The organism is Enterobacter sp. CM29 (genome assembly GCF_013179605.1).
In the GTDB taxonomy this organism is placed as follows: Bacteria; Pseudomonadota; Gammaproteobacteria; order Enterobacterales; family Enterobacteriaceae; genus Enterobacter; species Enterobacter intestinihominis.
Genome location: NZ_JABMCU010000036.1, coordinates 1 through 26,645, shown reverse-complemented (window position 1 = coordinate 26,645; position 26,645 = coordinate 1). Strand labels below are relative to the sequence as shown.

The 26,645-nt window shown below is 56.2% G+C and carries 28 protein-coding genes; 16 read left to right on the top strand and 12 right to left on the bottom strand.

What is annotated here, in order from left to right:
- On the top strand, positions 1–186 hold a 186-nt coding region (locus HP459_RS07010), incomplete at its 5' end, for an ABC transporter permease subunit (RefSeq protein ID WP_367671002.1).
- 119 nt (positions 187–305) lie between these two features.
- On the opposite strand, the gene rimO is transcribed toward HP459_RS07010, so the two are convergent.
- Positions 306–1,631, bottom strand: coding sequence for a 30S ribosomal protein S12 methylthiotransferase RimO (rimO, locus tag HP459_RS07005; RefSeq protein WP_171936054.1), 1,326 nt, complete (start codon positions 1,629–1,631; stop codon positions 306–308).
- A 217-nt stretch (positions 1,632–1,848) separates the two neighbouring features.
- Between rimO and bssR the strand changes: the two genes are divergently transcribed.
- Both bssR and HP459_RS06995 read left to right on the top strand, forming a co-directional pair.
- Positions 1,849–2,232 carry a biofilm formation regulator BssR gene (bssR, locus tag HP459_RS07000; protein WP_023305760.1) on the top strand — a complete coding sequence of 128 codons (384 nt, stop codon included), beginning with the start codon at positions 1,849–1,851 and terminating at the stop codon, positions 2,230–2,232.
- A 106-nt stretch (positions 2,233–2,338) separates the two neighbouring features.
- Positions 2,339–3,457 (top strand): PQQ-dependent sugar dehydrogenase, encoded by a 1,119-nt coding sequence (locus tag HP459_RS06995; protein WP_046618555.1) that lies wholly within the window; start codon positions 2,339–2,341, stop codon positions 3,455–3,457.
- On the opposite strand, the gene HP459_RS06990 is transcribed toward HP459_RS06995, so the two are convergent.
- The gene (locus HP459_RS06990; RefSeq protein WP_046618554.1) at positions 3,458–4,084 is read right to left on the bottom strand and encodes a glutathione S-transferase family protein; all 627 of its coding nucleotides are present in this window, start codon (positions 4,082–4,084) and stop codon (positions 3,458–3,460) included.
- 243 nt (positions 4,085–4,327) lie between these two features.
- Between HP459_RS06990 and dacC the strand changes: the two genes are divergently transcribed.
- Complete coding sequence (gene dacC, locus HP459_RS06985; RefSeq protein WP_023299674.1) at positions 4,328–5,533, top strand: serine-type D-Ala-D-Ala carboxypeptidase; 1,206 nt, start codon at positions 4,328–4,330, stop codon at positions 5,531–5,533.
- A gap of 86 nt (positions 5,534–5,619) precedes the next feature.
- Here the strand turns inward: dacC and deoR are convergent, their stop codons facing one another.
- From deoR to HP459_RS06970, 3 genes are all read right to left on the bottom strand, one after another.
- Complete coding sequence (gene deoR / locus HP459_RS06980; RefSeq protein WP_063149499.1) at positions 5,620–6,378, bottom strand: DNA-binding transcriptional repressor DeoR; 759 nt, start codon at positions 6,376–6,378, stop codon at positions 5,620–5,622.
- A gap of 67 nt (positions 6,379–6,445) precedes the next feature.
- The gene (gene ybjG / locus HP459_RS06975; RefSeq protein ID WP_022647555.1) at positions 6,446–7,054 is read right to left on the bottom strand and encodes an undecaprenyl-diphosphate phosphatase; all 609 of its coding nucleotides are present in this window, start codon (positions 7,052–7,054) and stop codon (positions 6,446–6,448) included.
- 7 nt (positions 7,055–7,061) lie between these two features.
- Entirely contained in the window at positions 7,062–7,790 is a 729-nt protein-coding gene (locus tag HP459_RS06970) for a phosphatase PAP2 family protein (protein WP_171936053.1), read from the bottom strand.
- 167 nt (positions 7,791–7,957) lie between these two features.
- Here HP459_RS06970 and HP459_RS06965 point away from each other — a divergent pair, with 167 nt between their 5' ends.
- Positions 7,958–9,190 carry an MFS transporter gene (locus HP459_RS06965; protein WP_171936052.1) on the top strand — a complete coding sequence of 411 codons (1,233 nt, stop codon included), beginning with the start codon at positions 7,958–7,960 and terminating at the stop codon, positions 9,188–9,190.
- A 524-nt stretch (positions 9,191–9,714) separates the two neighbouring features.
- Here HP459_RS06965 and HP459_RS06960 read toward each other — a convergent pair.
- Positions 9,715–10,527, bottom strand: a complete 813-nt coding sequence (locus HP459_RS06960; protein WP_022647558.1) for a Cof-type HAD-IIB family hydrolase — start codon at positions 10,525–10,527, stop codon at positions 9,715–9,717.
- Positions 10,517–11,731 carry an MFS transporter gene (locus HP459_RS06955; protein WP_171936051.1) on the bottom strand — a complete coding sequence of 405 codons (1,215 nt, stop codon included), beginning with the start codon at positions 11,729–11,731 and terminating at the stop codon, positions 10,517–10,519. Before HP459_RS06955 ends, HP459_RS06960 begins: the two co-directional genes overlap by 11 nt.
- Before the next feature lie 82 nt (positions 11,732–11,813).
- On the opposite strand from HP459_RS06955, the gene HP459_RS06950 reads away from it, so the two are divergent.
- Positions 11,814–12,365 (top strand): TetR/AcrR family transcriptional regulator, encoded by a 552-nt coding sequence (locus HP459_RS06950; protein WP_032624580.1) that lies wholly within the window; start codon positions 11,814–11,816, stop codon positions 12,363–12,365.
- A gap of 27 nt (positions 12,366–12,392) precedes the next feature.
- Here HP459_RS06950 and arsC read toward each other — a convergent pair whose 3' ends face one another.
- From arsC to HP459_RS06930, 4 genes are all read right to left on the bottom strand, one after another.
- Positions 12,393–12,818, bottom strand: coding sequence for a glutaredoxin-dependent arsenate reductase (arsC, locus tag HP459_RS06945; protein ID WP_023299678.1), 426 nt, complete (start codon positions 12,816–12,818; stop codon positions 12,393–12,395).
- A gap of 12 nt (positions 12,819–12,830) precedes the next feature.
- A complete protein-coding gene (locus HP459_RS06940; protein ID WP_023299679.1) occupies positions 12,831–14,120 on the bottom strand; it encodes an arsenic transporter in 1,290 nt (429 codons plus the stop codon).
- Between the two features lie 40 nt (positions 14,121–14,160).
- The gene (locus HP459_RS06935) at positions 14,161–14,481 is read right to left on the bottom strand and encodes a metalloregulator ArsR/SmtB family transcription factor (protein WP_063842082.1); all 321 of its coding nucleotides are present in this window, start codon (positions 14,479–14,481) and stop codon (positions 14,161–14,163) included.
- Between the two features lie 950 nt (positions 14,482–15,431).
- Positions 15,432–17,117 carry an aspartate:alanine antiporter gene (locus tag HP459_RS06930; RefSeq protein ID WP_001024855.1) on the bottom strand — a complete coding sequence of 562 codons (1,686 nt, stop codon included), beginning with the start codon at positions 17,115–17,117 and terminating at the stop codon, positions 15,432–15,434.
- 274 nt (positions 17,118–17,391) lie between these two features.
- On the opposite strand from HP459_RS06930, the gene HP459_RS06925 reads away from it, so the two are divergent.
- Positions 17,392–17,766: an inner membrane protein YbjM gene (locus HP459_RS06925; protein ID WP_171936050.1), complete on the top strand. Its 375-nt coding sequence runs from the start codon at positions 17,392–17,394 to the stop codon at positions 17,764–17,766.
- Positions 17,767–17,796: 30 nt separating this feature from the next.
- On the opposite strand, the gene HP459_RS06920 is transcribed toward HP459_RS06925, so the two are convergent.
- A complete protein-coding gene (locus HP459_RS06920) occupies positions 17,797–18,066 on the bottom strand; it encodes a GrxA family glutaredoxin (RefSeq protein WP_014169305.1) in 270 nt (89 codons plus the stop codon).
- Between the two features lie 184 nt (positions 18,067–18,250).
- Between HP459_RS06920 and nfsA the strand changes: the two genes are divergently transcribed.
- The 9 genes from nfsA to rlmC all read left to right on the top strand — a co-directional run.
- Complete coding sequence (gene nfsA / locus HP459_RS06915) at positions 18,251–18,973, top strand: nitroreductase NfsA (protein ID WP_023299683.1); 723 nt, start codon at positions 18,251–18,253, stop codon at positions 18,971–18,973.
- Positions 18,974–19,037: 64 nt separating this feature from the next.
- Complete coding sequence (gene rimK, locus HP459_RS06910; protein ID WP_046618491.1) at positions 19,038–19,940, top strand: 30S ribosomal protein S6--L-glutamate ligase; 903 nt, start codon at positions 19,038–19,040, stop codon at positions 19,938–19,940.
- Positions 19,941–20,003: 63 nt separating this feature from the next.
- Positions 20,004–20,480, top strand: coding sequence for a YbjN domain-containing protein (locus HP459_RS06905; protein ID WP_022647571.1), 477 nt, complete (start codon positions 20,004–20,006; stop codon positions 20,478–20,480).
- 350 nt (positions 20,481–20,830) lie between these two features.
- Positions 20,831–21,943 (top strand): spermidine/putrescine ABC transporter substrate-binding protein PotF, encoded by a 1,113-nt coding sequence (gene potF, locus HP459_RS06900; protein ID WP_022647572.1) that lies wholly within the window; start codon positions 20,831–20,833, stop codon positions 21,941–21,943.
- 143 nt (positions 21,944–22,086) lie between these two features.
- The gene (gene potG / locus HP459_RS06895; protein WP_017693732.1) at positions 22,087–23,220 is read left to right on the top strand and encodes a putrescine ABC transporter ATP-binding subunit PotG; all 1,134 of its coding nucleotides are present in this window, start codon (positions 22,087–22,089) and stop codon (positions 23,218–23,220) included.
- Positions 23,221–23,229: 9 nt separating this feature from the next.
- Positions 23,230–24,183: a putrescine ABC transporter permease PotH gene (gene potH, locus HP459_RS06890; protein ID WP_022647573.1), complete on the top strand. Its 954-nt coding sequence runs from the start codon at positions 23,230–23,232 to the stop codon at positions 24,181–24,183.
- On the top strand, positions 24,180–25,025 hold the full coding sequence (potI, locus tag HP459_RS06885) for a putrescine ABC transporter permease PotI (protein WP_022647574.1): 846 nt from the start codon (positions 24,180–24,182) through the stop codon (positions 25,023–25,025). The genes potH and potI overlap by 4 nt, the downstream gene beginning before the upstream one ends.
- Positions 25,026–25,067: 42 nt before the next feature.
- Positions 25,068–25,565 carry a YbjO family protein gene (locus HP459_RS06880; RefSeq protein ID WP_087878582.1) on the top strand — a complete coding sequence of 166 codons (498 nt, stop codon included), beginning with the start codon at positions 25,068–25,070 and terminating at the stop codon, positions 25,563–25,565.
- A gap of 40 nt (positions 25,566–25,605) precedes the next feature.
- A partial coding sequence (gene rlmC, locus HP459_RS06875) for a 23S rRNA (uracil(747)-C(5))-methyltransferase RlmC (protein ID WP_171936049.1) occupies positions 25,606–26,645 on the top strand: 1,040 nt, incomplete at its 3' end.

The following is a 26,645-nucleotide window of genomic DNA, read 5'->3' as shown; positions in this document are numbered from 1 at the left end:
CTGGGGTTAGGCGCACAGCCGCCGACGCCGGAGTGGGGCGCGATGCTGAACGAGGCGCGGGCGGATATGGTGATCGCCCCGCACGTGGCGATCTTCCCGAGCCTGGCGATTTTCCTGACCGTGCTGGCGTTTAACCTGCTGGGGGATGGGCTGCGCGACGCGCTGGATCCGAGAATTAAGGGGTAGGTTTTTGCAGGAACTTACCCCTCACCCTAACCCTCTCCCCTGAGGGGAGAGGGGACTGCTCGGTGCGGTCTGTTCCCCCTCGCCCCTTTGGGGAGAGGGCCGGGGTGAGGGGTTAAAGATTAAACCCGGCTGCCCCACAAATCATACTCGTCGGCGTTTTCAACCTTCACGCGAATAATATCGCCCGGCTTGACGTTGGTTTCCCCGTTCAGGTACACCGCGCCGTCGATTTCAGGCGCATCCGCCATGCTGCGGCCAATCGCGCCTTCTTCGTCCACTTCGTCGATAATGACCAGAATTTCGCGGCCCACTTTCTCCTGCAAGCGTTCAGCAGAGATCTGCTGTTGCAGCTGCATAAAGCAGTTCCAGCGTTCCTCTTTGACCTCTTCCGGTACCTGGTCCGCCAGCTCGTTGGCCGTTGCGCCTTCAACCGGGCTGTACTTGAAGCAGCCCACGCGATCCAGACGCGCTTCTTTCAGGAAGTCGAGCAGCATCTGGAAATCTTCTTCGGTTTCACCCGGGAAGCCAACGATGAAGGTGGAGCGCAGGGTCAGTTCAGGGCAGATCTCGCGCCACTGCTTGATGCGCGCCAGCTGGCGGTCAACGGATCCAGGACGCTTCATCAGCTTCAGAATGCGCGGGCTGGCGTGCTGTAACGGGATATCCAGATACGGCAGGATTTTGCCTTCCGCCATCAGCGGAATCACGTCGTCAACGTGCGGGTAAGGGTAGACGTAGTGCAGACGCGTCCAGATCCCGAGCTTAGCAAGCTGCTCGCACAGGCCGACCATGCTGGTTTTTACCGGCTCGCCGTTGTGGAAACCGGAGCGGTGTTTGACGTCCACGCCGTAGGCGGAGGTGTCCTGGGAGATGACCAGTAACTCCTTCACGCCCGCGTCGGCCAGGCGTTTGGCTTCTGCCAGCACCTCGCCAATCGGACGGCTCACCAAATCGCCACGCATCGACGGGATGATGCAGAAGGTGCAGCGATGGTTGCAGCCTTCGGAAATTTTCAGGTAAGCATAGTGGCGCGGCGTCAGCTTCACGCCCTGTTCCGGTACCAGGCTCAGGAACGGGTTGTGCTTTGGCTTTGGTACGTAGTGATGAACATGTTCCAGCACCTGCTCGTAGCTGTGCGGGCCGGTGATCTCCAGTACCTTCGGATGCACTTCGCGGATCTGATCCACCTTCGCGCCCAGGCAGCCGGTGACAATCACTTTGCCATTTTCCGTCAGGGCTTCACCAATGGCTTCCAGTGACTCCTGGACCGCGCTGTCGATGAACCCACAGGTGTTGACGATCACCATGTCGGCGTTGTCGTAGCTTGGCACCACGTCATAGCCTTCAGTGCGAAGTTCAGTCAGGATGCGTTCGGAATCCACCAGGTTCTTCGGGCAGCCCAGGGAGACAAAGCCGATTTTCGGCGGGTGCGTAACATTGCTCATAGGTTAAAAATTCATCAATTATGGAGTTATCAGGGCGGGATTTTACAGCGTATCGCGGGGGATTTATACACTCTTGATGGCGCAGTTGAGGCGGGCAATCGTTGTAACATTGTAAAGAATGTTAATCAGTTATCGTTTATTGATCTCAGGCATCACATTGTACAAAAAATGACCTTATTATTAATAGGGTAACATGGCTGACAGAGGAGGAAATAGCATGTCCGTTGACAGACTGAAACGCGATCTGCTTAACAAGCTGATCAACGCCCGAATCGACCTGGCTGCATATCTGCAACTCCGCAAGGCGAAAGGGTATATGTCAGTCAGCGAAAGCGAAAATCTGCGTGATAATTTCTTTGAACTTTGCAATTTCATGCGTGAAAAAGCACCCATCCTGAAAGCGTACTGCGCTGAAAACGAACTAGTGGCGCTGCGCCGCGCCGCCGAGGTGCTTTCCATCGCCGGGGTCTGTTTGATGAACGGACGTCACGACTGCCCGAATTTTATTGCCGTTAACGCGGAGAAGCTTGAAAACTGCCTGACCACGCTCGCGCTTTGCATCATGTGTCTGAACAAGCCGGAAACGCTTGCCCGACACTGAACCCGGGGGAGGCAACTCCCCCTTTTGATTAAGCTTTTGTAAAAGTGTTAACGCACCCGGGAACAGTGGCTAATCTTTAAGCCATATGCCGATAAAGGAGTGCGTTATGCCTCGATCCTCGCTGCTTTTCCTCCCTGTACTGTTATTCCCGCTTTCGCTGCTTGCGGCGCCCGAGACGGTTAAGGTCGACGTGCTACAGACAAAACTGGATCACCCCTGGTCGCTGGCGTTTCTGCCTGATAATAAGGGGCTGCTGATCACGCTAAAAGACGGGCAGCTTAAGCACTGGCAGGCAGGGAAAGGGCTCTCCGATCCGATTGTCGGCGTGCCGAAGGTCTGGGCGAGCGGCCAGGGCGGATTGCTGGACGTGGTGCTGGCCCCGGATTTTGAACAATCACGGCGGATCTGGCTCAGCTTCGCCGAGGCGGGTGATGATGGAAAAGCGGGCACCGCGGTGGGCTACGGGCGGTTGAGCGATGACCTCTCGCGCATTGAGGGCTTCCAGGTGGTGTTCCGACAGATGCCGAAGCTCTCTACTGGCAACCACTTTGGTGGACGGCTGGTGTTCGACGGCAAAGGCCATCTCTTTATTGGCTTAGGTGAAAACAACCAGCGCCCGACGGCGCAGGATCTGGATAAGCTTCAGGGTAAGGTGGTGCGCCTGACGGAGGACGGGAAAGTGCCGCCGGATAACCCGTTTGTGAACACCGCCGGTGCACGGCCTGAAATCTGGTCTTACGGCATTCGCAACCCGCAGGGGATGGCGATGAACCCGTGGAGCGACGCGCTGTGGCTTAATGAACACGGCCCTCGCGGCGGGGATGAGATCAACATTCCTGAAAAAGGCAAAAACTACGGCTGGCCGATGGCGACGCACGGGATCAACTACAGCGGCCTGAAAATCCCGGAAGCGAAAGGCGAGCACGTTGAGGGCACTGAAAAACCGCTGTTTGTCTGGAAAGTGTCGCCCGCCGTCAGCGGCATGGCGTTCTACAACAGCGACGTCTTCCCGCAGTGGAAAAACAAGCTGTTTATCGGCGCGCTGAAGGAGAAAGACGTCATCGTGCTGAGCGTGAAGGGCAATACCGTGACGGAGGACGGGCGCATTCTTGGGGATAAAGATCAGCGAATTCGCGATGTGCGCGTCGGGCCGGATGGTTATCTGTACGTGCTGACCGACGAGACGGACGGGCAGCTTTGGAAAGTCAGCCCGTCCGGGTCGTAATCAGGTCACCGGGATCATCACCACGTTGCGATACGCCGGGCGCTCGCTGAGCTGCTGGATCCAGCGCTGAAGGTGAGGGCGCGGGGTCCAGCTGAGACCCATGTTAGTGAGGTTCCAGACGAAAGGGGCGACGGCGATATCGCCCACGCCGAACGTGTCGCCGGAGAACCAGGTATGCTTCGCCAGTTCGTCGTTCATCATCGCAAACAGCGACTCGCACGCGTCCTGGGCGGCATGAATGGCGGGATAATCACGATCGGCTTCCGGCGTACGGATAAGCCCCATCAGGATCACGCGGTGCGTTGGGGAAAGCGTCTGGTTTGCCCAGTCCATCCATTTTTCGCCCTGCGCGCGCTGGGCTGGATTTTCTACCCACAGCCGACCCTGGCCGTACTGCGCGGCGAGGTATCGCACGATGGTGTTAGACTCCCACAGCGTGGCGTCTGTCTCGTCATCGCGCAGTAGCGGCACCAGTCCGTTTGGGTTCATCGCCAGGTAGTCCGCGTCTTTATTCACGCCAAACTCCAGGCCCGCCATAACCTGCTTAAACGGTAAATCCAGCTCTTCCAGCGTCCAGAGCACTTTTTTCACGTTGGTCGAATTGTTCCTGCCCCACAGCGTAATCATATTTACTCCCGATGAGATGTGAATCCGAGTCAGCTTTTCGCCATGGTGAGATAAACCTAACAATTACGCAACAGATGCTAAAAAAAACACCGCAATCAAAGCGTATCTGAATGTTATTGCATAAACTTTAAAAACTTTACCTGGAACAGGTTTCTTTGAAGGCTGTAGTGCGCTATTACTCATCGCTTCTTGCGACACGGTGATTGTGACGTGATTTTTAGAATGGACACTCGGGTGGCATTTATGACGCAAAAAACTTCCTCTCTGCGCAGCCTGGCGGCAGGCTCGGCGCTGCTTTTCCTTTTTGCCCCAACGCTCCATGCGGCGGAACAGACAGCGCCCGAAGCGCCGCCTGTTGATGCGCGCGCCTGGATCCTGATGGATTACGCCAGCGGGAAAGTGCTGGCGGAAGGTAACGCCGACGAAAAACTCGACCCGGCGAGCCTGACGAAAATTATGACCAGCTATGTGGTCGGCCAGGCGTTGAAAGCGGGCAAGATCAAGCTGAATGACATGGTCACCGTCGGGAAAGATGCCTGGGCGACCGGTAATCCGGCGCTGCGCGGCTCGTCCGTGATGTTCCTGAAGCCTGGCGATCAGGTCTCCGTGTCCGATCTGAATAAAGGGGTCATTATTCAGTCGGGAAATGATGCCTGTATTGCGCTGGCCGATTACGTCGCGGGCAGTCAGGACTCATTTATTGGGCTGATGAATGGCTACGCGAAAAAACTGGGTCTGACCAATACCACTTTTAAAACTGTTCACGGCCTGGATGCGCCGGGTCAGTTCAGTACCGCGCGCGATATGGCGCTGCTGGGCAAAGCGCTGATCCATGACGTGCCGGATGAGTACGCTATCCATAAAGAGAAAGAGTTTACCTTCAACAATATCCGCCAGCCTAACCGTAACCGTCTGCTGTGGAGCAGTAACGTTAACGTGGACGGCATGAAAACCGGTACAACTGCCGGGGCCGGATACAACCTGGTGGCTTCTGCGACGCAGGGCGATATGCGCCTGATCTCAGTGGTGCTGGGAACGAAAACCGACCGTATTCGTTTTAACGAATCCGAAAAACTGCTGACCTGGGGTTTCCGCTTCTTTGAAACCGTCACGCCGATTAAGCCGGACGCCACCTTCGTCAGCCAGCGTGTCTGGTTTGGTGATAAAAGTGAAGTGAACCTGGGAGCGGGTGAAGCGGGTTCCGTCACCATTCCACGCGGTCAGCTGAAAAACCTGAAAGCCAGCTATACCCTGACCGAGCCACAGCTCACCGCACCGTTGAAAAAAGGTCAGGTGGTCGGGACGATAGATTTCCAGCTTAACGGCAAATCTATTGAGCAGCGTCCGCTGGTGGTAATGGAAGCGGTGGAAGAGGGCGGCTTCTTCAGCCGGATGTGGGACTTTGTGTTAATGAAATTCCACGGCTGGTTTGGCAGCTGGTTCAGCTAAGTTTTTGCCGGGTGGCGGCTTCGCCTTACCCGGCCTACAACGGCTCGAACGTAGGCCGGGTAAGCGCAGCGCCACCCGGCATAACCTCAATACATCAACTTCACCTTCTGCGCTTTCGCGTATGCCACCAGCTCGTCATCCGGGCGGCAATCACTGACGATGGCGTCAAAGCGCGACAGCTCTCCCATCCTTGCCGGACGGACCTTGCCAAATTTACTGTGATCAACCACCAGCACATGCTGCTGTGCGGCGTTGAGCGCCCACTGTTTCACCGGTAACTCTTCAAGATTGAAACAGGTTGCCCCCTGTTTCACATTCACGCCCGCCGCAGAGTAAAAGGCGATATCCGGGCATACATTGCTCAGCGTGTCCTGAATATTCAGCGGTTTGAAAATGGCGTTGCTGGCATGAAATTCGCCGCCACACAAAATCACCCGGCACGCCGGTTTCTCCTGCAAGGCCAGGAAGGTGTTTAGCGAATAACAGACGGCGGTAAAGGGAACGGTGCTGTCGATGGCCTCAATGATCCACGGGGTTGTCGTACCGCAGTCAAAAAACAGCGTTTGATGCGGCTGCACCAGCGAGGCGGCGAGCCGCGCGGCTTTGCGCTTCTCTTCCACCAGGCGTGTTTTTTGATCGCTTAACAGATAATGGCTGGCGCTACGCGGCTCCAGAACAATATACCCGCCAAGCAGCACAACGGGGGCGCTGTCGCTGTTCAGATCGCGACGAATGGTCATTTCAGACACGCCAAGCAGGGAAGCGGCTTCCTTAAGATGCAGCTTATCGCTGCGCTTCAGCGCCTGAAGCAGCTGAGCAATGCGGTCATCGCGACGTGTTTCCATAGATCCTCGGGCTAAAAAAGTGAGCCCCCGCAGGGCGGGGGCTCAAGTGTAACCTGACGGACCGGGGTTAGTCACGTATCCAGCCTTTGCGGATCGGAAGGGCAAACAGAACGCGATAGGCCTGTGATAATCCACGATAAAGCGCCGGGCCAAAGAGGCTCCACAGGATGGCTGCGCTGACGCAGCCCATCAACCCCACCAGGAAACCGCCGACCATATCCAGCGGCCAGTGCACTCCCAGGTAGACGCGGGACCAGGCGATGGCGACTGCCACGCCCATCAGCACTACGCCGGACCACAGGCGATGCCAGAACAGGAAGGCCAGCGCAAAGGTGAAGATCACCGTGCCGTGATCGCTCGGGAACGAGTCATCCGGCGCATGGTGCAGGAAGTTGTAGCCGACGCGATCGACAAACGGACGATCGTGCGGGAAGGCGTGACCCAGCACGTAGCTTGCCAGCACGCTCACGCCAATTGCCATCGCCATTTTGATCACCAGATGGCGCTGGGCGGTGACCTGTGTACGAGGTCCCCATAACCAGAGGATCACCGCCAGCGCCGGTACAATGCTAATCAAATCTTTCGCAATGAAGGTGGCGAGATCGATCATCCATTCCGGTGACGACGGCGTGGCGTTGAGCAGGTAAAACAGTTCGTAGTTCAGATTTTCTAACATAATCTCGTTACTCTTTAGCAAACCGGGCGGAAACCAGCCCGTAAACCAGTACCTGGGAAAACCAGACCCACCACCCGGCCCACAGGTTGTGAGAGAAAAAATGCGCGCCGCGCATGACCTGCCCGAAGCCCATCACCAGCCCTATAACAACGCCTGACGCGACAAAGGACCATGCCAGGCGCGGACGTTCACGCCAGAAGGCAAAAAACAGCCCCATCACCATAAACCCGCTGGAGGCGTGGCCGCCGGGAAAGCAGCGTCCCGGTCCGCTGTCTGCCGGAACGGCGCTGAACAGGGGATACGAAACGGACCTGCCGCCATATTCCACCAGATCCCACGGACAGCTGTGGTGGCTTATGCTTTTCAGCACCCCTACTGCCAGCGCACCCAGCCCCATCAGAAGCGCGGCCGTTACCAGTCGGGCATTGCGTTTGTAAGCGCCGTAAATCAGCGATGCGGCAGCGATAACAATGGTCACATATTTCGCCAGCCGATGGTTCAGCAGATCCAGCAGCGGGTTTTGCTGTAGCGGAAAATGATGCGTCGCTGCGTCATACCAGAAACCGGTTATCCATCGGTCAAGCGATTCATCGCGCGAAAGCCAGGTAAAAAGCACCGCAAGGGCAATAAGCACGAAAAGTTGATAACCATAAAAGCGGGCAGGCAAACGGTAAAGACGTTTTGTCTTATTTGTCGGTAACTTAGATAATTCTGAAGGGCTGACGGCGTGTGTCATAGTTTCGGTCAATAACGTGAAATAGCACTATCATAGGGAGGGCAACTTAAGGAAACCTTAAACAACAACGATAAGTGCGTTATTTCTGTTTTTTCACGTTAATTTGCTATCTCAGACAGCGGCAATTCATTACACTCATCGCGATTTTTTCATACTAAAGAGATTGCATGATAAACCGTTCTTCTTCCGGTAATCGTCTGGGTCGTCAGGCGTTACTTTTTCCTCTGTGTCTGGTGCTTTACGAATTCTCTACCTACATCGGCAACGACATGATCCAGCCCGGCATGCTGGCTGTGGTTGAGCAGTACAACGCAGGTATTGAGTGGGTACCGACATCCATGACCGCCTATCTGGCGGGCGGCATGTTTTTACAGTGGCTGTTAGGGCCGCTGTCGGATCGTATTGGCCGCCGTCCGGTGATGCTGACGGGCGTAGTGTGGTTTATCGTCACCTGTCTCGCCACGCTGCTGGCGCAGAGTATTGAGCAGTTCACGCTGCTGCGTTTCCTTCAGGGCGTGAGCCTGTGCTTTATTGGCGCCGTGGGCTATGCCGCTATTCAGGAGTCGTTTGAGGAGGCGGTGTGTATCAAAATTACCGCGCTGATGGCAAACGTGGCGCTGATTGCACCGCTTCTTGGGCCGCTGGTGGGAGCCGCATGGGTTCACGTCGCGCCGTGGGAGGGGATGTTCGTCCTCTTTGCCGCGCTTGCGGCTATCTCTTTCTTTGGCCTGCACCGTGCGATGCCGGAAACCGCCACCCGCCTGGGCGAAAAGCTCTCGCTTAAAGAGCTGGGGCGGGATTATAAGGCAGTGCTGAAAAATGGCCGTTTTGTCGCGGGCGCATTGGCGACGGGGTTTGTCAGCCTGCCACTGCTGGCGTGGATTGCCCAGTCGCCGGTCATTATCATCAGCGGCGAACAGCTTAGCAGCTATGAGTATGGCCTGTTACAGGTGCCGATTTTTGGCGCGCTGATTATCGGTAACCTGGTGCTGGCGCGTCTGACGTCACGCCGTACCGTGCGTTCGCTGATTATTATGGGCGGTTGGCCCATAGCGGCAGGGCTGATTATCGCGGCGGTGGCGACCGTAGCCTCGTCTCATGCGTACCTGTGGATGACGGCGGGGCTGAGTGTTTACGCGTTTGGTATCGGCGTGGCGAATGCTGGCCTGGTGCGCCTGACGCTGTTCGCCAGTGAAATGAGTAAAGGCACGGTGTCTGCCGCGATGGGGATGCTGCAAATGCTGATTTTCACTGTCGGTATTGAGGTGAGCAAACATGCCTATGCTTTCGGCGGTAACGGGCTCTTCAGCCTGTTCAACCTCGCAAACGGTGTGCTGTGGGTAGGGCTGATGGTGGTGTTCCTGAAGGACAAACGCGTCGGAAGCGCACTGCAACCGTAATCCTTATTCCCTCTCCCTGCTGGGCGAGCTCGGGACAGTTCCCTCTCCCTGTGGGCTGAGGGATCCCCAGTAATTTGAAAGCAAAAGCGATAACGTTGCCTCAGAATAACTGAGGGCTTTCAGCGATGCCTCGGTCCGGCTGTAAATCGCTGAGGCGTTTCCTGTAGGCCGGGGCGAGGCGCAGGGATGCGCCGAGAGGGCGGGCTTTACAGGGATGTTACCTCCGCCCGTCCCCGATAAGCCGGAAGGAATAAGCCGAAGGCACCGCGAAGCGGCGATTTTCCGCCGGAAGCCCGGGTCGCCAGGGTGGTGGCGACTGAGCCACCCTGGCACGTTCACCGGTCATGTCGTGACAGAGTAGCAAGGAACATAAAGTGAACGGAATGACCACCAGAGCCGTATGTTCCCCCTCACCCCAGCCCTCTCCCTCAAGGGAGAGGGGGCCATCTGTGCAGGCATTATTATGTGGGGAACCCTCAGCCCTGTGGGAGAGGGTTAGGGTGAAGGCACCAGAGCGCACGGAATCAATTAAACGGCGCCTTCCCCTCCAGCACCATATCAATCACGTCCAGCACCCCTTCGTCATTATTGTTCGGCGCTTCATAGCGGGCCACAGCCTTTATATGCGGTCTGGCGTTGGCCATCGCGAAGCCAAACCCAGCCTGGCGCAGCATCTCCACGTCGTTACCGCTGTCGCCAAAGGCCACCACTTCACTGTCCTCAATGCCCCAGCGCGCTTGCAGGATCCGCAGGCCGTTAGCTTTGTGCACGCCAGGGATTATCAGGTCGATACTGCCGTGACCCGTGGTCACCGGCACCATGATGTCGCCAAGCTTCTCATGCAGCAGCGCCTGAATGCGCGGTATTTCGTCGTCAGAGACGTTAAGCCCGAACTTGAAGAAAATATCGTTGAGGTTGTCAAAGCTGCTGACGCTTTCAAGGCGGTGATAGTATTTCGCCGCAATCTCTTTGAAGAGGTCGTTATACGTTTTCAGCGTGTAGGCGCTGTTTTTTCCGCAGGCAATTATCTCAATGCCGGGCACGTCGTTTAACAGGGTGGCGACGGTCAGAAAATGCTCTTTCGACAGTTCGCCGTTAAACACGTCTTCGCCCGCATCCACCACCCAGCCGCCGTTTTCGGCGACGAAGGCGATTTCATGGGCGATCTCGGGGAAAAATGAGATCAGCTGGTAGTACTGGTTTCCGCTGGCGACCACAAAACGGATGCCTTGCGCTTTCATGCGCGCGTACTGCGCCAGAAAACGCGCGCGATTATAGGTTTTCGCATCGCTCAGGAAGGAGCCATCCATGTCGACTGCAATCAGTTTAACGCTCATATCCCTTCTCCATTGTCGTTTGTTCTGCTTCCGGTTTTGCCACCGCACGCGCCACCAGGGCGGCAATAATCACTAACCCTAACACCACCAGCATGGCGCTGCGCAACCCGTAGTGCTCACCGAGGAATCCAAGCAACGGTGGCCCCACCAGGAAGGCAAGGTAGCCCGTGGTCGCCACAACGCTCACGCGCGTCGGCGCATCGGGACCGGTATCGCTGGCAGCGGAAATGGTCAGCGGGAAGCCAAGGGAGGCGCCCAGCCCCCACAGGATCACCGACACACCGGCAATCCAGTCCACATCCACAAAGATGATCATCGCGATGCCCAGCCCACCCAGCAGGGCGCTGGCACGGACGACCGCCACGCGGCTGTAACGGTCGATAAACCAGCCGCCGGTAAAGCGTCCGACGGTCATGCCGAGCGTAAATCCAGCGTAGATCAGCGAGCCGGAGGTGGGGCTAAATCCGTGCCCGTCCACCATCAGCAACGGTAGCCAGTCGTTGGCGGAGCCTTCAGCAAATGCCATCGCTAGCACCACCACGCCAATCAGCATTAGCTGGAAATCACGATAGAAGGGCAACCCTTTTGCCGCAGACTTCTGTTCGTCCGAGGCGTGTTGCCCTGTGCCTGCGGGAATAGCCCTGATGCCGGTGAGGATCGGGATAATACAGACCAGCGCCGCCAGCAAAATGTGCACATTGGCCGCAATGCCCAGCGCCGTCAGCGCCATCCCCACGCCCGCGCCCGCCAGCGTGCCGAGACTGTAAAAGCCATGCATCATGGGCAGCACCGTTTTGTTCATCGCCTGTTCGACGGCGGCCCCCTCGACGTTAACGGCCACTTCAGCCGCACCAAAGCTGCCGCCAAATACCATCAGCCCAAGGGCAAACATCAGCGGCGAGGCGAACCACAGCGCCACGCTCAAAGCGAACATTCCCACCACGGCGCAGCACATGGTGGTACGGATCACCGCGCGCGTGCCAAAGCGCTTCACCAGCCAGGCCGAGCAGAGGATGCCGCTCATCGAGCCAATCGACAGGCCAAACAGCACGATCCCCATCTCCGCCGTCGAGACGGATAGCGTATCGCGGATTGCCGGGGTGCGCGTTGCCCAGGAAGCCATCAGCAGCCCGGGGATGAAGAAGAACATAAACAGCGCCCACATGCGCAGATGCAGGGCTTTGCGAGGAGAAGTTAGCGTCATTGGGATCAGCACCAGAAGTACAACAATAGCGACAACACTAGCAACTTTGTGTACATTTGTACATAAACCGGATGAGGATTTTATGAGCAGACCACCAAACGACCCTAACCGCCGCGAGAAGATACTTCAGGCGACGCTGGACACCATTGCTGAGCACGGTATTCATGCCGTCACGCACCGCAAAATTGCCACCTGCGCAGGCGTACCGCTGGGGTCGATGACCTACTATTTCGACGGGATGGAGTCGCTTCTGGAGGAGGCGTTCACGTGGTTTACGCAGCAGATGTCTCAGCAGTACCGGGATTTCTTCGCGGGGGTGACCGGGCGGGAGAGGGCGTGCGAGGCCATTACCACGCTGATCCACAGTTCAGCCGTGACCACGCCACACAATATGGCGCTGATGTATCAGCTGTACGCTTTTATGCACCGCAGCGCCGCGCTGAAAACGGTGATGCAGGACTGGATGAAGATGAGCCAGACTACGCTTGAGCAGTGGTTTGATCCGGCCACCGCCCGTGCGCTGGATGCGTTTATCGAGGGGATGACGCTGCATTTTGTAACCGACCGGTCGCCGTTAACCCGGGAGGAGATCCGGGCGATAGTGGGACGGATTGCAGGCGAGGATACCGTCTGATAGCGCTCGCCCCGGCCACGCCTGATGTCAGGAGATTTTTTTCCCGCTGGCGTCAACGACGACTTCGCCATCTTCCTTTGTAAATGCCCCTTTTTGCGCGTCCGGAAGGATGTCGAGAACGACTTCAGAAGGGCGGCACAGACGTGTACCCAGCGGCGTCACCACAATCGGACGGTTAATCAGAATGGGGTATAGCAGCATGAAATCAATAAGCTGGTCATCGGTGAAATTTCCCCCGGCAAGGCCCAGTTGCTCGTAAGGCTCGACGTTTTTGCGCAGCAGATCGCACACGGGAATCCCCATGTCTGCAATCAGCCTGGTCAGTTCATCACGCGACGGTGGGTTCTCAAGATAGAGAATAATTTCGGGTTCCGTACCGCTGTTGCGGATCATCTCCAGCGTATTGCGCGACGTGCCGCAGGCCGGGTTGTGGTAGATAGTGATGTTGCTCATATCCGTTACTCATTACAGTGTGAAGGAGAGACGTAGCGCCAGCGCGGCGAGCGTCACAAACAGAACCGGCAGCGTCATTATGATGCCCGTCCTGAAATAGTAGCCCCAGGTAATGGTCATGTTTTTCTGTGCCAGCACATGAAGCCATAGCAGGGTAGCTAGGCTACCAATGGGGGTGATTTTCGGCCCCAGATCGCAGCCAATCACGTTAGCGTAAATCATCGCCTCCTTAATCAAGCCTGTTGCCGCACTACCCTCAATGGAGAGCGCGCCGATCAATACCGTTGGCATATTGTTCATTATGGATGACAGAAAGGCGGTGATAAATCCGGTTCCCAGCGTAGTGGCCCAGAGTCCGTGTCCGGCTAAGCGATCAAGAACGCCTGAAAGAGACTCCGTCAGCCCGGCATTACGCAGGCCATACACCACCAGATACATCCCCAGCGAAAAGATAACGATCTGCCAGGGTGCGCCGCGCAGCACTTTCCCGGTGTTGATGGCGTGCCCGCGTTTCGCAACGGCAAATAAAATCAGCGCGCCAGTTGTTGCGATAGCGCTGACCGGGATACCCAGAGGTTCAAGCACAAAGAAACCGACGAGCAGTAGCAGCAGCACGATCCAGCCCGTTCTGAACGTCGGCAGGTCATGAATGGCCCGTGCGGGCTCGCGGAGTTTTGCCAGGTCATATTCCGGCGGTATTTCCTTGCGGAAGAACAGATGCAGCATTACCAGCGTCGCGGCAATTGCGGCGATATCAACCGGGATCATCACCGAGGCGTATTCGCTAAAGCCCAGCTTAAAGAAGTCCGCTGAGACGATGTTGACCAGGTTGGAGACAATCAGCGGCAGGCTGGCGGTATCGGCGATAAATCCCGCCGCCATCACGAACGCCAGCGTGGCCTGCTTGCTGAACCCCAGCGCCAGCAGCATGGCGATAACGATAGGCGTCAGGATCAATGCCGCACCGTCATTGGCGAACAGCGCCGCCACGGCCGCACCCAGCAGCACGATCCAGGTAAACAGCAACCGCCCGCGACCGTTTCCCCAGCGAGCAACGTGCAGCGCCGCCCACTCGAAAAAACCGGACTCATCCAGCAACAAACTGATAACAATTACCGCGATAAACGTGGCCGTCGCATTCCAGACGATGTTCCAGACCACCGGAATGTCGTTAACGTGGATCACACCGCTCGCCAGCGCCAGCGCGGCGCCAATGGTGGCACTCCAGCCGATACTGAGCCCTTTGGGCTGCCAGATAACCAGTACCAGCGTAAACAGAAAAATAGCCCCTGCCAGAAACATCTTTTACTCCGTTATATCTGTTTTTGTGAATGTGTTGTGGTCAGCACGAGCCCGGGAGGCGGTTTTTCAGCTTCATACGCGTCTCTTCCCGCAGGCAGTTCCAGCTGGTGTCGATAACGGTTGCCGCCCACGCGGGCATGTTGGGAGAGAGACGGTAGTAGATCCACTTACCCTCACGACGATCGATGACCAGCCCGGCCTCGCGCAGTAAGGCCATGTGGCGGGAGACTTTCGGCTGCGGCTCGTTGGTAGCGGAGCAGAGATCGCAGACGCACAGCTCGCCCGCTTCACGCAGAAGCATGACGATGGAGAGCCGCGTTTCGTCGGAGAGGGTTTTGAAGAGCTGAACGGGGTGAAGCATCTGGCGATCCTGCGTGGTTTTTGTCATATACATTAAATCATATATGTTTGTGGCGAGTGAGGGAAGGGCAATAAGGGCAAATAAATGTCCTCAGTGAAGTACCATTACGTTGAGCCGTCGTCTTTGAGCCACAGACAGGGCGGGATTAGAAGATTAATGATTCCTGGTTTTGTTGAATATCTTCAATGTTATGAGACAGACGATCGTTGCAGATGTTAACAGAATCAAAATATCAATATTTGTATATGTTTCGTACATTGTCTCCGCATTAATATCACCATAGATGAAGCCGCAAATAGCAGTCGCAACGTCGTGGTTAATATAAGCTGTTGAAGGACCCAGCATACGTCCTGCCAGAAAGCTAATTAACGCAAACCAGACGGCCTTAAGTAGTCTTGAGCCCCATTTACAGGCAAGGGTAGTGATATCCACCGTCAATAACCTCAATACTATTGCACGCGATATGTGAACGCATACATGGGACCTAAATAAATTCCGGTTTCAGAAGAGCGATTACGAAATTGGAGTGGTGAGCGAGCTTTATGTAGACTTCTGCCGCTATCCCCGGATGAAGCCTTCATTCCTTTTCCTGTCATCAGGTGGATTAATTCGTTCCAGCTTATGCCAGCTGCCTGTATCGAAGTTCAAACCCGATCATATCTACGCTCAATCGTTGTTCTTTTAAGATATTGACCAGGCAAAATTTAACCGCGCAAGAAGATCAGCTATACCGCCCTGGAAAATAAGGTAGTGTTATAAGTAATTGATAGGGAAGGGTATTAATTTCAGGAAACAAAAAACCCATCAACCTTGAACCAAAAATGGCGGGGTTGATGGGCTCCACAAATTGGGGACATCAAAGAAAAGCAGTGGCACTAGTTATGACTGCACCCTGCGTAAAAAGTTCTGCGCGTAACGAAAATTTTTTCAGCCACACGCAATCTTGAGATTTATCCGAGTCCTGGCCAGATAATGATGATCAGCGTACCTGCCAGCGTCAGCAGCACGTTTGCGATGGCGTAGGTGCCTGCATAGCCCAGCGCCGGGATGTTGCTGCGCGCGGTGTCGCTGATGATCTCCATTGCCGGTGCGCAGGTGCGCGCGCCCATCATCGCGCCGAAGAGCAGGGCGCGGTTCATGCGGAGCACGTAGGCGCCGAACAGGAAGCAGATGACTACCGGTACCAGGCTGACGATAAGTCCGGAAACCAACATTTGCCAGCCGACCGCACCCAGGCCATTGCCAATGCCGCTCCCGGCGCTTAAGCCGACACCCGCCATAAAGACCATCAGACCGAACTCTTTCACCATGTTCAGCGCTCCCTGAGGGATGTAGCCGAAGGTGGGATGGTTCGCTCGCAGGAAGCCCAGCATGATCCCGGCGAACAGCAGACCGGCAGCGTTACCGATGCCGAAGCTAAAGTTACTGAACTGGAAGGTGATCATTCCGATCATCAGGCCAACAATGAAGAAGGCGCAGAAGGCTAACAGGTCCGTCACCTGACTGTGAATCGAGATAAAGCCGATACGGTCGGCAACGGTTTTAACACGTCGGGCATCGCCGCTGACCTGCAACACATCGCCTTTATTAAGCACCACGTTATCGTCGATAGGCATTTCAATCTGGCTGCGGATCACGCGATTGAGGAAACAGCCGTGGTCGGTCAGCTTCAGCTGCGCCAGACGGCGGCCCACGGCGTTGTGGTTCTTCACCACAATCTCTTCGGTGACGATACGCATGTCCAGCAGGTCGCGGTCGAACACTTCTTTCCCGTTGCGGAAGCTCGGATCGAGACGCGCGTGGGCGTCCGGGTAACCAACCAGAGCGATGTCATCGCCCATCTGGAGCACCGCGTCACCGTCCGGGTTTGCCAGAATGCCGTTACGACGGATACGTTCGATGTAGCAGCCGGTCTGACGGTAAATCCCCAGCTCGCGCAGGTTTTTCCCGTCGGTCCAGGCAACCAGCTCTGGCCCGACGCGGTAGGCGCGGATCACCGGCAGGTAAACTTTACGTTTGGAGTCCGTATCCAGACCACGCTCTCGGGCAATGGTTTGGGCGCTGGTCTGGAGATCCTGATGCTGAAGTTTTGGCAGATATCGCGCGCCAACAATCAGGCTCACCAGACCAATCAGATAGGTCAGGGCATAGCCCAGGCTCAGGTTATCCAGCGCGGCGGAAAGCTGCGTGCCTGCCATGCCAGAATGACGAAGCGTATCCCCCGCGCCAACAAGCACCGGCGTGGAGGTCATCGAGCCTGCCAGCATGCCGGCCGTTAAGCCGATGTCCCAGCCAAACAGTTTGCCCAGCCCTAACGCAATCAGCAGGGCGCTGCCGACCATCACCAGCGCCAGCATTAGATAATTTTTGCCGTCTCGGAAGAAAATGGAAAAAAAGTTCGGACCGGCTTCCACGCCAACACAGAAAATAAACAGCATGAAACCTAAGTTAAGCGCGTCCGTGTTAATACTGAAATGTTGCTGACCTAATAACAGGGAGACGACTAAAACGCCAATGGAATTACCAAGTTGAACTGAACCCAGGCGCAATTTACCCAGACAAAGGCCCAGTGCCAGTACCACAAATAATAACAGGATGTAATTCCCATTTAACAAGTCTGCGACGTTTATATTCACGGAGGCTAACTTCTTGTTTACCAGTAAGTTGTTGAATGAAAGGACTATTTGGGCTACTGTTTTCAGAGTCAGGGAATCACTTTGCACCTCCCTGCTTCCTGATAAATACCCTAAACACTAGCAGGCGGTTAGTTTAATCGTAATAGCTACCGACAGCCACCTATTATCGCACGACTTGTGTGCGTGCTTTGGCAAGGATTGCCGCAATGCTTTATCTGACTGGGCGTCCACCGGACGATTTTTGTATTTGATAGAGATAAGTCAGGAGGATAGTTTGAACTTTAAACGAAACTGGGTTGGCGTAATCAGCTGCTTTTTGCTGTTTACGGTCGTTTGCATGTCGCTTGCTTTTAATGTGAAGGGCGCCTTCAGAGCGTCCGGTCATCCCGAGCTGGGCCTGTTGTTCTTTATCCTGCCGGGGGTAGTGGCCAGTTTTCTCTCGCGCAAAGGCGAGGTGGTAATGCCGCTGCTGGGGGCCATCCTTGCGGCGCCCCTCTGCCTGCTTCTGATGCGCGTGCTGTTTCTCTCGTCGAGAAGCGTCTGGCAGGAAGTGGCGTGGCTACTAAGTGGCGTTTTCTGGTGTGCGCTGGGGGCGCTCTGTTTCTTATTTGTGCGCAGCCTGCTGCAACAGCGGAAGCACCATAAATAAAAACGCCCTCAGGGTGAGGGCGTCTTAGCATTACTGAGCGGCAAACAGGCCCAGGTGCTCTTTGGCGTACGCTTCGAAATCGGTGCAGCCGCCGATGTGTTTCTGATCGAGGAAGATTTGCGGCACGGTTTCAACCGGTTTACCCACGGTTTTTTCCAGATCGGCTTTGCTGATGCCTTCCGCGTGGATATCCACGTAACGGAAGTTGAAATCATCACGTTCTTCAGTCAGTTTCTCAGCCAGCTCTTTCGCGCGCACACAGTAAGGGCATCCTGGACGACCAAAAATTACTGCAAACATTTCTCTCTCCTCAAAAACAAGCCTGACGGCGAATAATCCCTATAGTGCACGATAACCTGCCGTCATGGAAAGAAGGTTTCACCTGTCACTTTGATACAGTCAGGCTATGTTTCGCCAATTACATCAGGTGGATCATTGCCTATACTGGCTGCCATACGTTTTACGCAATACAAAGAGAGACAAAATGACGCCAACCATTGACCTGCTTCGTTCCCACCGTTCCATTCGCCATTTCACCGATGAGCCGATCACCCAGGCGCAGCGGGACGCGATCATCGACAGCGCAAGAGGCACCTCCAGCTCCAGCTTTTTGCAGTGCAGCTCCATTATCCGCATCACCGATCCGGCGATGCGTGAGCAGCTGGTAACGCTGACGGGCGGACAAAAGCACGTTGCCCAGGCGGCTGAGTTCTGGGTGTTCTGCGCCGATTTTAACCGTCACCTGCAAATCTGTCCTGAGGCGGAGCTGGGGCTGGCGGAACAGCTGCTGCTGGGCGTGGTGGATACGGCATTGATGGCGCAAAACGCGTTCACGGCGGCGGAATCGCTGGGGCTTGGCGGCGTCTATATCGGCGGGCTGCGTAATAACATCGAAAGCGTGACGCAACTGCTGAAGCTGCCGAAACACGTGTTGCCGCTGTTTGGTCTGTGCCTCGGCTGGCCGGCGGATAACCCGGATCTGAAGCCGCGTATTCCTGCTGCGATGCTGGTGCATGAAAACCACTACCAGCCGGTCGATCAGGACGTTCTGCATCAATACGATGAAGAGCTGGCGAACTACTATCTGACGCGCGACAGCAACAACCGCCGCGATACCTGGAGCGACCATATTCGTCGCACCATCATTAAAGAAAACCGCCCGTTCATTCTTGATTACCTGCACAAACAGGGCTGGGCAACGCGATAGTCCCTTCCTCCTGCGCCTCGTGTATGATAGGCAGGCTTTTCCCATGTCTTTAGAGAGGTGCAGGGTGAAAATTGCCATATTGTCCCGGGATGGAACGCTCTATTCATGTAAACGCCTGCGAGAAGCGGCGGCGAAACGCGGACATCAGGTTGAGATCCTCGATCCGATGTCCTGCTATATGAACATCGACCCTGCGGCGTCGTCGATTCATTACAAAGGCCGCAAACTCCCGCATTTTGATGCGGTAATTCCCCGCATTGGCTCCCAGATCACCTATTACGGCACGGCCGCGCTGCGCCAGTTTGAAATGCTGGGAAGCTATCCGCTCAATGAATCCGTGGCGATCTCACGCGCTCGCGATAAGCTGCGCTCGCTGCAGCTGCTGGCGCGCCAGGGGATCGATTTGCCCGTCACCGGGATTGCTCACTCCCCGGACGACACCAGCGATTTAATCGACATGGTGGGCGGTGCGCCGCTGGTCATTAAGCTGGTGGAAGGCACGCAGGGTATTGGGGTGGTACTGGCGGAGACGCGTCAGGCGGCGGAAAGCGTGATTGACGCCTTTCGCGGTCTGAATGCCCATATTCTGGTGCAGGAGTATATTAAAGAGGCCAAAGGGTGCGACATCCGCTGCTTTGTGGTGGGCGATGAAGTGGTGGCCGCCATAGAGCGGCAGGCGAAAGAGGGCGACTTCCGCTCTAACCTGCACCGCGGCGGTATCGCGCGGGTGGCCCTTATCAGCGAGCGCGAGCGCGAGATTGCGGTGAAAGCGGCGCAGACGCTGGGCCTGGACGTGGCGGGGGTCGATCTGCTGCGTGCCGACCGCGGGCCGCTGGTGATGGAAGTCAACGCCTCGCCGGGGCTGGAAGGGGTGGAAAAAACCACAGGCGTCGATATTGCAGGTAAAATGATCGCATGGATTGAACACCATGCGACGCCGGGATTTTGCCTGAAAACGGGCGGTTAAATGGATCGGCGCGCACTTTTTGCGTAAGCTGGACAACGTTTTTATTTAAGAGGCTGCACAGCGATGGATTTACAGGTCGTACCTACACTGGATACGTTACGTCAATGGCTCGATGATGCCGGTATTACTTTTTTCGAATGCGACTCCTGCCAGGCGCTGCATCTGCCTCACATGCAAAATTTCGATGGTATTTTTGATGCCAAAATCGATCTGATTAACGACGTGATCCTGTTCTCGGCGCTGGCTGAAGTGAAGCCTTCAGCGCTGCTTGCACTGGCATCCGATCTGTCAGCGATTAACGCCAGTTCTTTGACGGTGAAAGCGTTTCTCGACATACAGGATGATAATCTGCCGAAGCTGGTGGTTTGCCAGTCTTTATTCTCCGGCGCGGGGCTCTCCTTCAAACAGTTCGCCTGGTTTATGCGCCTGAGCGAAGAGCAAATTTCCATGGTAATGATGGAAGCCAACGCACATCACCTGCTGTATAGCGCGGAAGATGATGCCGAGAATAATGATGCATCTTCCAATTTTCTCCACTAAGCCTGTCTGACTTTTGCGCAGTCGCTACCAGAGCGGCTGCATAACACCGCTTTTTCTGCTGCTTTTAACCTTTCTTTAAAGAATTTTTCACCTCCTCTCAGGCCGTTTCGGCTTATCACGTAGACATAATCTGCATAAAAAATTGATAAAAGGCGTTTTTTCGTCTGGGCTATAGCCGGAGACACGGGCTACAGTTATTCTTGCGGTGCTTAAAAAAGCGAGCGGAACCTGCCGGGAAGAGGGGTGTATTTTATTTCGGGCAGAGCGACAAACTATGCATGAATATTGCATATCTTCAGGCTGCACAGTTTTGGTTCGTTTGTTAACGAGCTTTCAGAAGGAATAACAATATGATCGCCTTGAATAAAAAATGGTTATCGGGTCTGGTTGCGGGTGCTCTGATGGCCGTCTCTGCCGGCACGCTCGCTGCGGAACAAAAAACGCTGCACGTCTATAACTGGTCTGACTATATTGCGCCGGACACCGTCGCGAATTTTGAAAAAGAGACCGGCATTAAGGTTGTCTACGACGTATTCGATTCCAACGAAGTACTGGAAGGCAAACTGATGGCGGGCAGTACCGGTTTCGACCTGGTGGTGCCCTCTGCAAGCTTCCTGGAGCGTCAGCTGACCGCCGGTGTCTTCCAGCCGCTGGACAAGAACAAGTTATCGAACTGGAAAAATCTTGACCCGGAAGTGCTGAAGCTGGTGGCGAAGCATGATCCGGACAACAAATACGCCATGCCTTACCTGTGGGCGACCACTGGTATTGGCTTTAACGTGGATAAAGTCAAAGCGGCGCTGGGGCCGGACGTCAAACTGGACAGCTGGGACGTCGTGCTGAAGCCGGAAAATCTCGAGAAGCTGAAAAGCTGCGGCGTCTCTTTCCTCGATGCGCCGGAAGAGATTTTCGCCACCGTGCTTAACTATCTCGGCAAAGATCCAAACAGCAGCAAGGCCGACGACTACACCGGTCCGGCGACCGACCTGCTATTAAAGCTGCGTCCGAATATTCGCTACTTCCACTCCTCTCAGTACATCAACGACCTGGCTAACGGGGATATCTGCGTGGCCATCGGCTGGGCGGGTGACGTCTGGCAGGCAGCGAACCGTGCGAAAGAGGCGAAAAACGGTGTGAATGTTTCCTACTTCATTCCGAAGGAGGGGGCGCTGGCGTTCTTCGACGTCTTCGCGATGCCGGCTGATGCGAAAAACAAAGAGGAAGCGTATCAGTTCCTCAACTACCTGATGCGTCCGGAAGTGATTGCCCACATCAGCGACCACGTCTACTACGCCAACGGTAACAAGGCCTCCGTGCCGCTGGTGAGCGAAGAAATCCGCAATAATCCAGCGATCTACCCGCCAGCCGATGTGTTTGCCAAGCTCTTCACCCTGAAAGTGCAGGAACCGAAAATTGACCGTGTGCGTACCCGCGCGTGGACCAAGGTGAAAAGCGGTAAGTAACGGCGTTTGATATCGTTGCCCGGTGGCGCTGTCGCTTACCGGGCCGACAAATCCCGTAGGCCGGGCAAGCGTTAGCGCCGCCCGGCGATGCGCACCCTGACGGTGCGTTTGCACCAGTGTTGATCTATGCCGGAGAGCACCCCGTGAATGACGCGATCCCCCGCCCGCAGGCGAAAGTCCGTAAAGCGCTGACCCCGCTTCTTGAAATTCGAAACCTCACCAAATCCTTCGACGGCCAGCATGCCGTGGACGATGTCAGCCTGACGATCTACAAAGGTGAAATATTTGCTTTGCTCGGCGCATCCGGCTGCGGTAAATCGACCCTGCTGCGCATGCTGGCCGGGTTTGAACAACCTACCGCCGGGCAGATCGTGCTGGATGGGGTAGACCTCTCCAGCGTGCCGCCGTACCAGCGGCCCATTAACATGATGTTCCAGTCCTATGCCCTGTTCCCGCACATGACCGTCGAACAGAACATCGCCTTCGGCCTGAAGCAGGACAAACTGCCGAAAGCCGAAATCACCGCGCGCGTGGCAGAGATGCTGAGCCTGGTGCATATGCAGGAGTTTGCGAAGCGTAAGCCGCATCAGCTTTCCGGCGGCCAGCGTCAGCGCGTGGCGCTGGCAAGAAGTCTGGCGAAGCGTCCAAAATTATTACTCCTCGACGAGCCGATGGGCGCGCTGGACAAAAAGCTGCGCGACCGGATGCAGCTGGAAGTGGTGGATATCCTCGAGCGCGTGGGGGTGACCTGCGTGATGGTGACCCACGACCAGGAAGAGGCGATGACCATGGCCGGGCGCATTGCGATCATGAATCGCGGTAAGTTCGTGCAGATCGGCGAGCCGGAAGAGATTTACGAACACCCGACAACCCGCTACAGCGCGGAGTTCATCGGCTCGGTGAACGTCTTCGAAGGGCTGCTGAAGGAACGCCAGGACGACGGTCTGGTGATTGAGTCGCCGGGGCTGGTGCACCCGCTGAAGGTTGATTCTGATAACTCCGTGGTGGACAACGTGCCGGTTTACGTTGCCCTGCGCCCGGAAAAAATCATGCTTTGCGATGAGCCGCCCGCCGATGGCTATAACTTTGCCGTGGGCGAAGTGGTACACATTGCCTATCTCGGCGATCTGTCGATTTACCATGTGCGCCTGAAAAGCGGCCAGATGCTAAGCGCCCAGTTACAGAACGAACACCGGTATCGCAAGGGACAGCCAACCTGGGGCGACGAAGTGAGCCTGTGCTGGGATGCGGACAGTTGCGTAGTCCTGACGGTATAAGGAGCGGTCATGAGCACACTTGAACCTCCAGCCCGCGTCAAAAAACCGGGCGGTTTCTCGCACTGGCTGGCGCGCGTGCAGATGGCGCATGGCCGCAAGCTGGTCATCGCCATGCCCTATATCTGGCTGATCCTGCTGTTTTTGCTGCCGTTCCTGATCGTCTTTAAGATCAGCCTGGCGGAGATGGCGCGGGCGATCCCGCCGTATACCGATTTGTGGGAGTGGGCCGACGGGCAACTGACGCTGACCTTAAACCTCGGGAATTTCCTGCAACTGACTGAGGATCCGCTCTATTTCGAAGCCTATTTACAGTCGTTACAGGTTGCGGCGATCTCAACGATCTGCTGCTTGTTGATGGGCTACCCGCTGGCGTGGGCAGTGGCGCACAGCAAGCCGTCGACGCGAAATATTTTACTGCTGTTGGTCATTTTACCGTCGTGGACATCTTTCCTGATCCGCGTGTACGCGTGGATGGGGATCCTGAAGAATAACGGCATACTGAATAACTTCCTGCTGTGGCTTGGGGTGATCGACCAGCCGCTGACGATCCTGCATACCAACCTTGCGGTGTATATCGGGATTGTCTATGCCTATCTGCCGTTTATGGTGCTGCCAATCTATACGGCGCTGACGCGAATCGATTACTCGCTGGTGGAAGCCTCGCTGGATCTCGGCGCACGCCCGTTGAAGACGTTCTTCAGCGTCATTGTGCCGCTCACAAAAGGCGGGATCATCGCCGGATCGATGCTGGTGTTTATCCCGGCGGTCGGGGAGTTTGTGATCCCCGAACTGCTCGGCGGGCCGGACAGCATCATGATTGGCCGCGTGCTGTGGCAGGAGTTTTTCAATAACCGCGACTGGCCGGTGGCCTCGGCGGTGGCGATTGTCATGTTACTGCTGCTGATCGTGCCGATCATGTGGTTCCACAAACATCAGCAGAAACAGATGGGAGACCACGGATGAACAACTTACCGGTAGTACGCTCCCCGTGGCGAATTCTGATCCTGATTATCGGCTTTACCTTCCTGTACGCGCCGATGCTGATGCTGGTGATCTACTCGTTCAACAGCTCTAAGCTGGTCACCGTCTGGGCGGGCTGGTCGACGCGCTGGTACAGCGAGCTGTTCCACGATGATGCGATGATGAGTGCGGTGGGGCTGAGCCTGACCATTGCGGCGCTGGCGGCGACGATGGCCTGCGTGCTGGGCACGATTGCCGCGCTGGTGATGGTGCGCTTCGGCCGTTTTCGCGGAGCAAATGGTTTTGCGTTTATGATCACCGCCCCGCTGGTGATGCCGGACGTCATCACCGGTCTGTCGCTGCTCCTGCTGTTTGTCGCGCTGGCGCACGCCATCGGCTGGCCAGCGGATCGCGGGATGCTCACCATCTGGCTGGCGCACGTCACCTTCTGTACGGCGTATGTGGCGGTGGTCATCTCCTCGCGGCTGCGCGAGCTGGATCGCTCCATTGAAGAGGCGGCGATGGATCTTGGCGCCACGCCGCTGAAGGTCTTTTTTATCATTACGCTGCCGATGATTATGCCGGCGGTGATCTCCGGCTGGCTGCTGGCGTTCACGCTCTCGCTCGACGATCTGGTTATTGCCAGTTTTGTCTCGGGCCCAGGCGCGACGACGCTGCCGATGCTGGTCTTCTCCAGCGTGCGCATGGGGGTGAATCCGGAGATTAATGCCCTGGCCTCCATCATCCTCGGCGTGGTCGGAATTGTCGGATTTATCGCCTGGTATTTGATGGCGCGCGCGGAAAAGCAGCGCGTGCGCGATATCCAGCGTGCAAGACGCGGCTGAAGGAATTATTATTTCCAGTGATGTGCCGCGTATGACGCGGCACTGTTTTTCAGGGAAGTAAAAACATTGGGATTCTTGCAAAAAACACGTCATTCGCACGCCCGTCCGAACGTCCCTGCGCTGGTGCAGGTGGCGGCGCTCGCCATTATTATGATCCGCTGCCTGGATGTGCTGATGATTATGAACACGCTGGGCCCGCGAGGCATGGGGGAGTTCATTCACCGCAGCGCGCAGACGTGGAATCTGACGCTGGTGTTTCTCAGCAGCCTGATGCTGGTGTTTATTGAGATCTACTGTGCGTTCTCGCTGGTAAAGGGGCGCAACTGGGCGCGCTGGGTATATTTTCTTACGCAGATCACCGCCGCCAGCTATCTGTGGGCCGCCTCGCTGGGCTATGGCTATCCGGAGCTGTTCAGCATTCCCGGCGGCTCCCGCCGCGAGATTTTCCATTCCTTAGTGATGCAAAAATTGCCGGACATGCTGGTGCTCTGCCTGCTCTATGTTCCCGCCTCCAGTCGGCGGTTCTTCCGCCTGCAATAATGTGTATAATCGCAGCCCTCGTGATTCTTAAGGTTTTCATATGCAGTGCGCACTCTATGACGCCGGACGCTGCCGCTCCTGTCAGTGGATAGAACAGCCGGTCCCTCAACAACTCACCGCCAAAATGGCCGACCTGCAACAGCTGCTGGCAGCACACGCGGTGGGCGAGTGGTGCGCACCCGTCAGCGGGCCGGAGCAGGGCTTTCGTAATAAAGCCAAAATGGTGGTCAGCGGCAGCGTCGAAAAGCCGCTGCTGGGCATGCTGCACCGTGACGGCACGCCCGTCGATCTCACCGGCTGTCCGCTGTATCCCGCCTCGTTTGAGCCGGTGTTTACCGCCCTGAAACCCTTTATCGCCCGCGCGGGGTTAACGCCCTATAACGTTGCCCGCAGGCGCGGCGAGCTTAAGTACCTTCTGCTGACCGAAAGCCAAATCGACGGCGGGATGATGCTGCGCTTTGTGCTGCGTTCGGAAACCAAACTGGAGCAGCTTCGCGCGGTGTTGCCGTGGCTGCAGGAACAGCTTCCGCAGCTCAAGGTCATTACCGCTAATATTCAGCCGGTGCATATGGCGATCATGGAAGGAGAGAAAGAGATTTTCTTCACCGAACAGCATGCGCTGGCGGAGAATTTCAACGGCGTGCCGCTGTGGATCCGTCCGCAAAGCTTCTTCCAGACTAACCCCACCGTCGCCAGCGCGCTGTACGCGACCGCGCGCGACTGGGTGCGTGCGTTACAGGTTCATCACATGTGGGATCTGTTCTGCGGCGTCGGCGGCTTTGGCCTGCACTGTGCCACGCCAGACATGCAGCTCACCGGGATTGAAATTTCTGCGGAGGCCATCGCCTGCGCGAAACAGTCCGCCGCGGAGCTGGGGCTGACGAATCTGCACTTCCAGGCGCTGGACTCGACCCGGTTCGCCACCGGCCAGGGCAACGTGCCGGAGCTGGTGCTGGTAAACCCGCCGCGCCGGGGCATCGGCCAGGCGCTCTGCGACTACCTGAGCCAGATGGCGCCGGAGTACATCGTCTACTCCAGCTGTAACGCGCAGACCATGGTGAAGGATATCGCCAGCCTGCC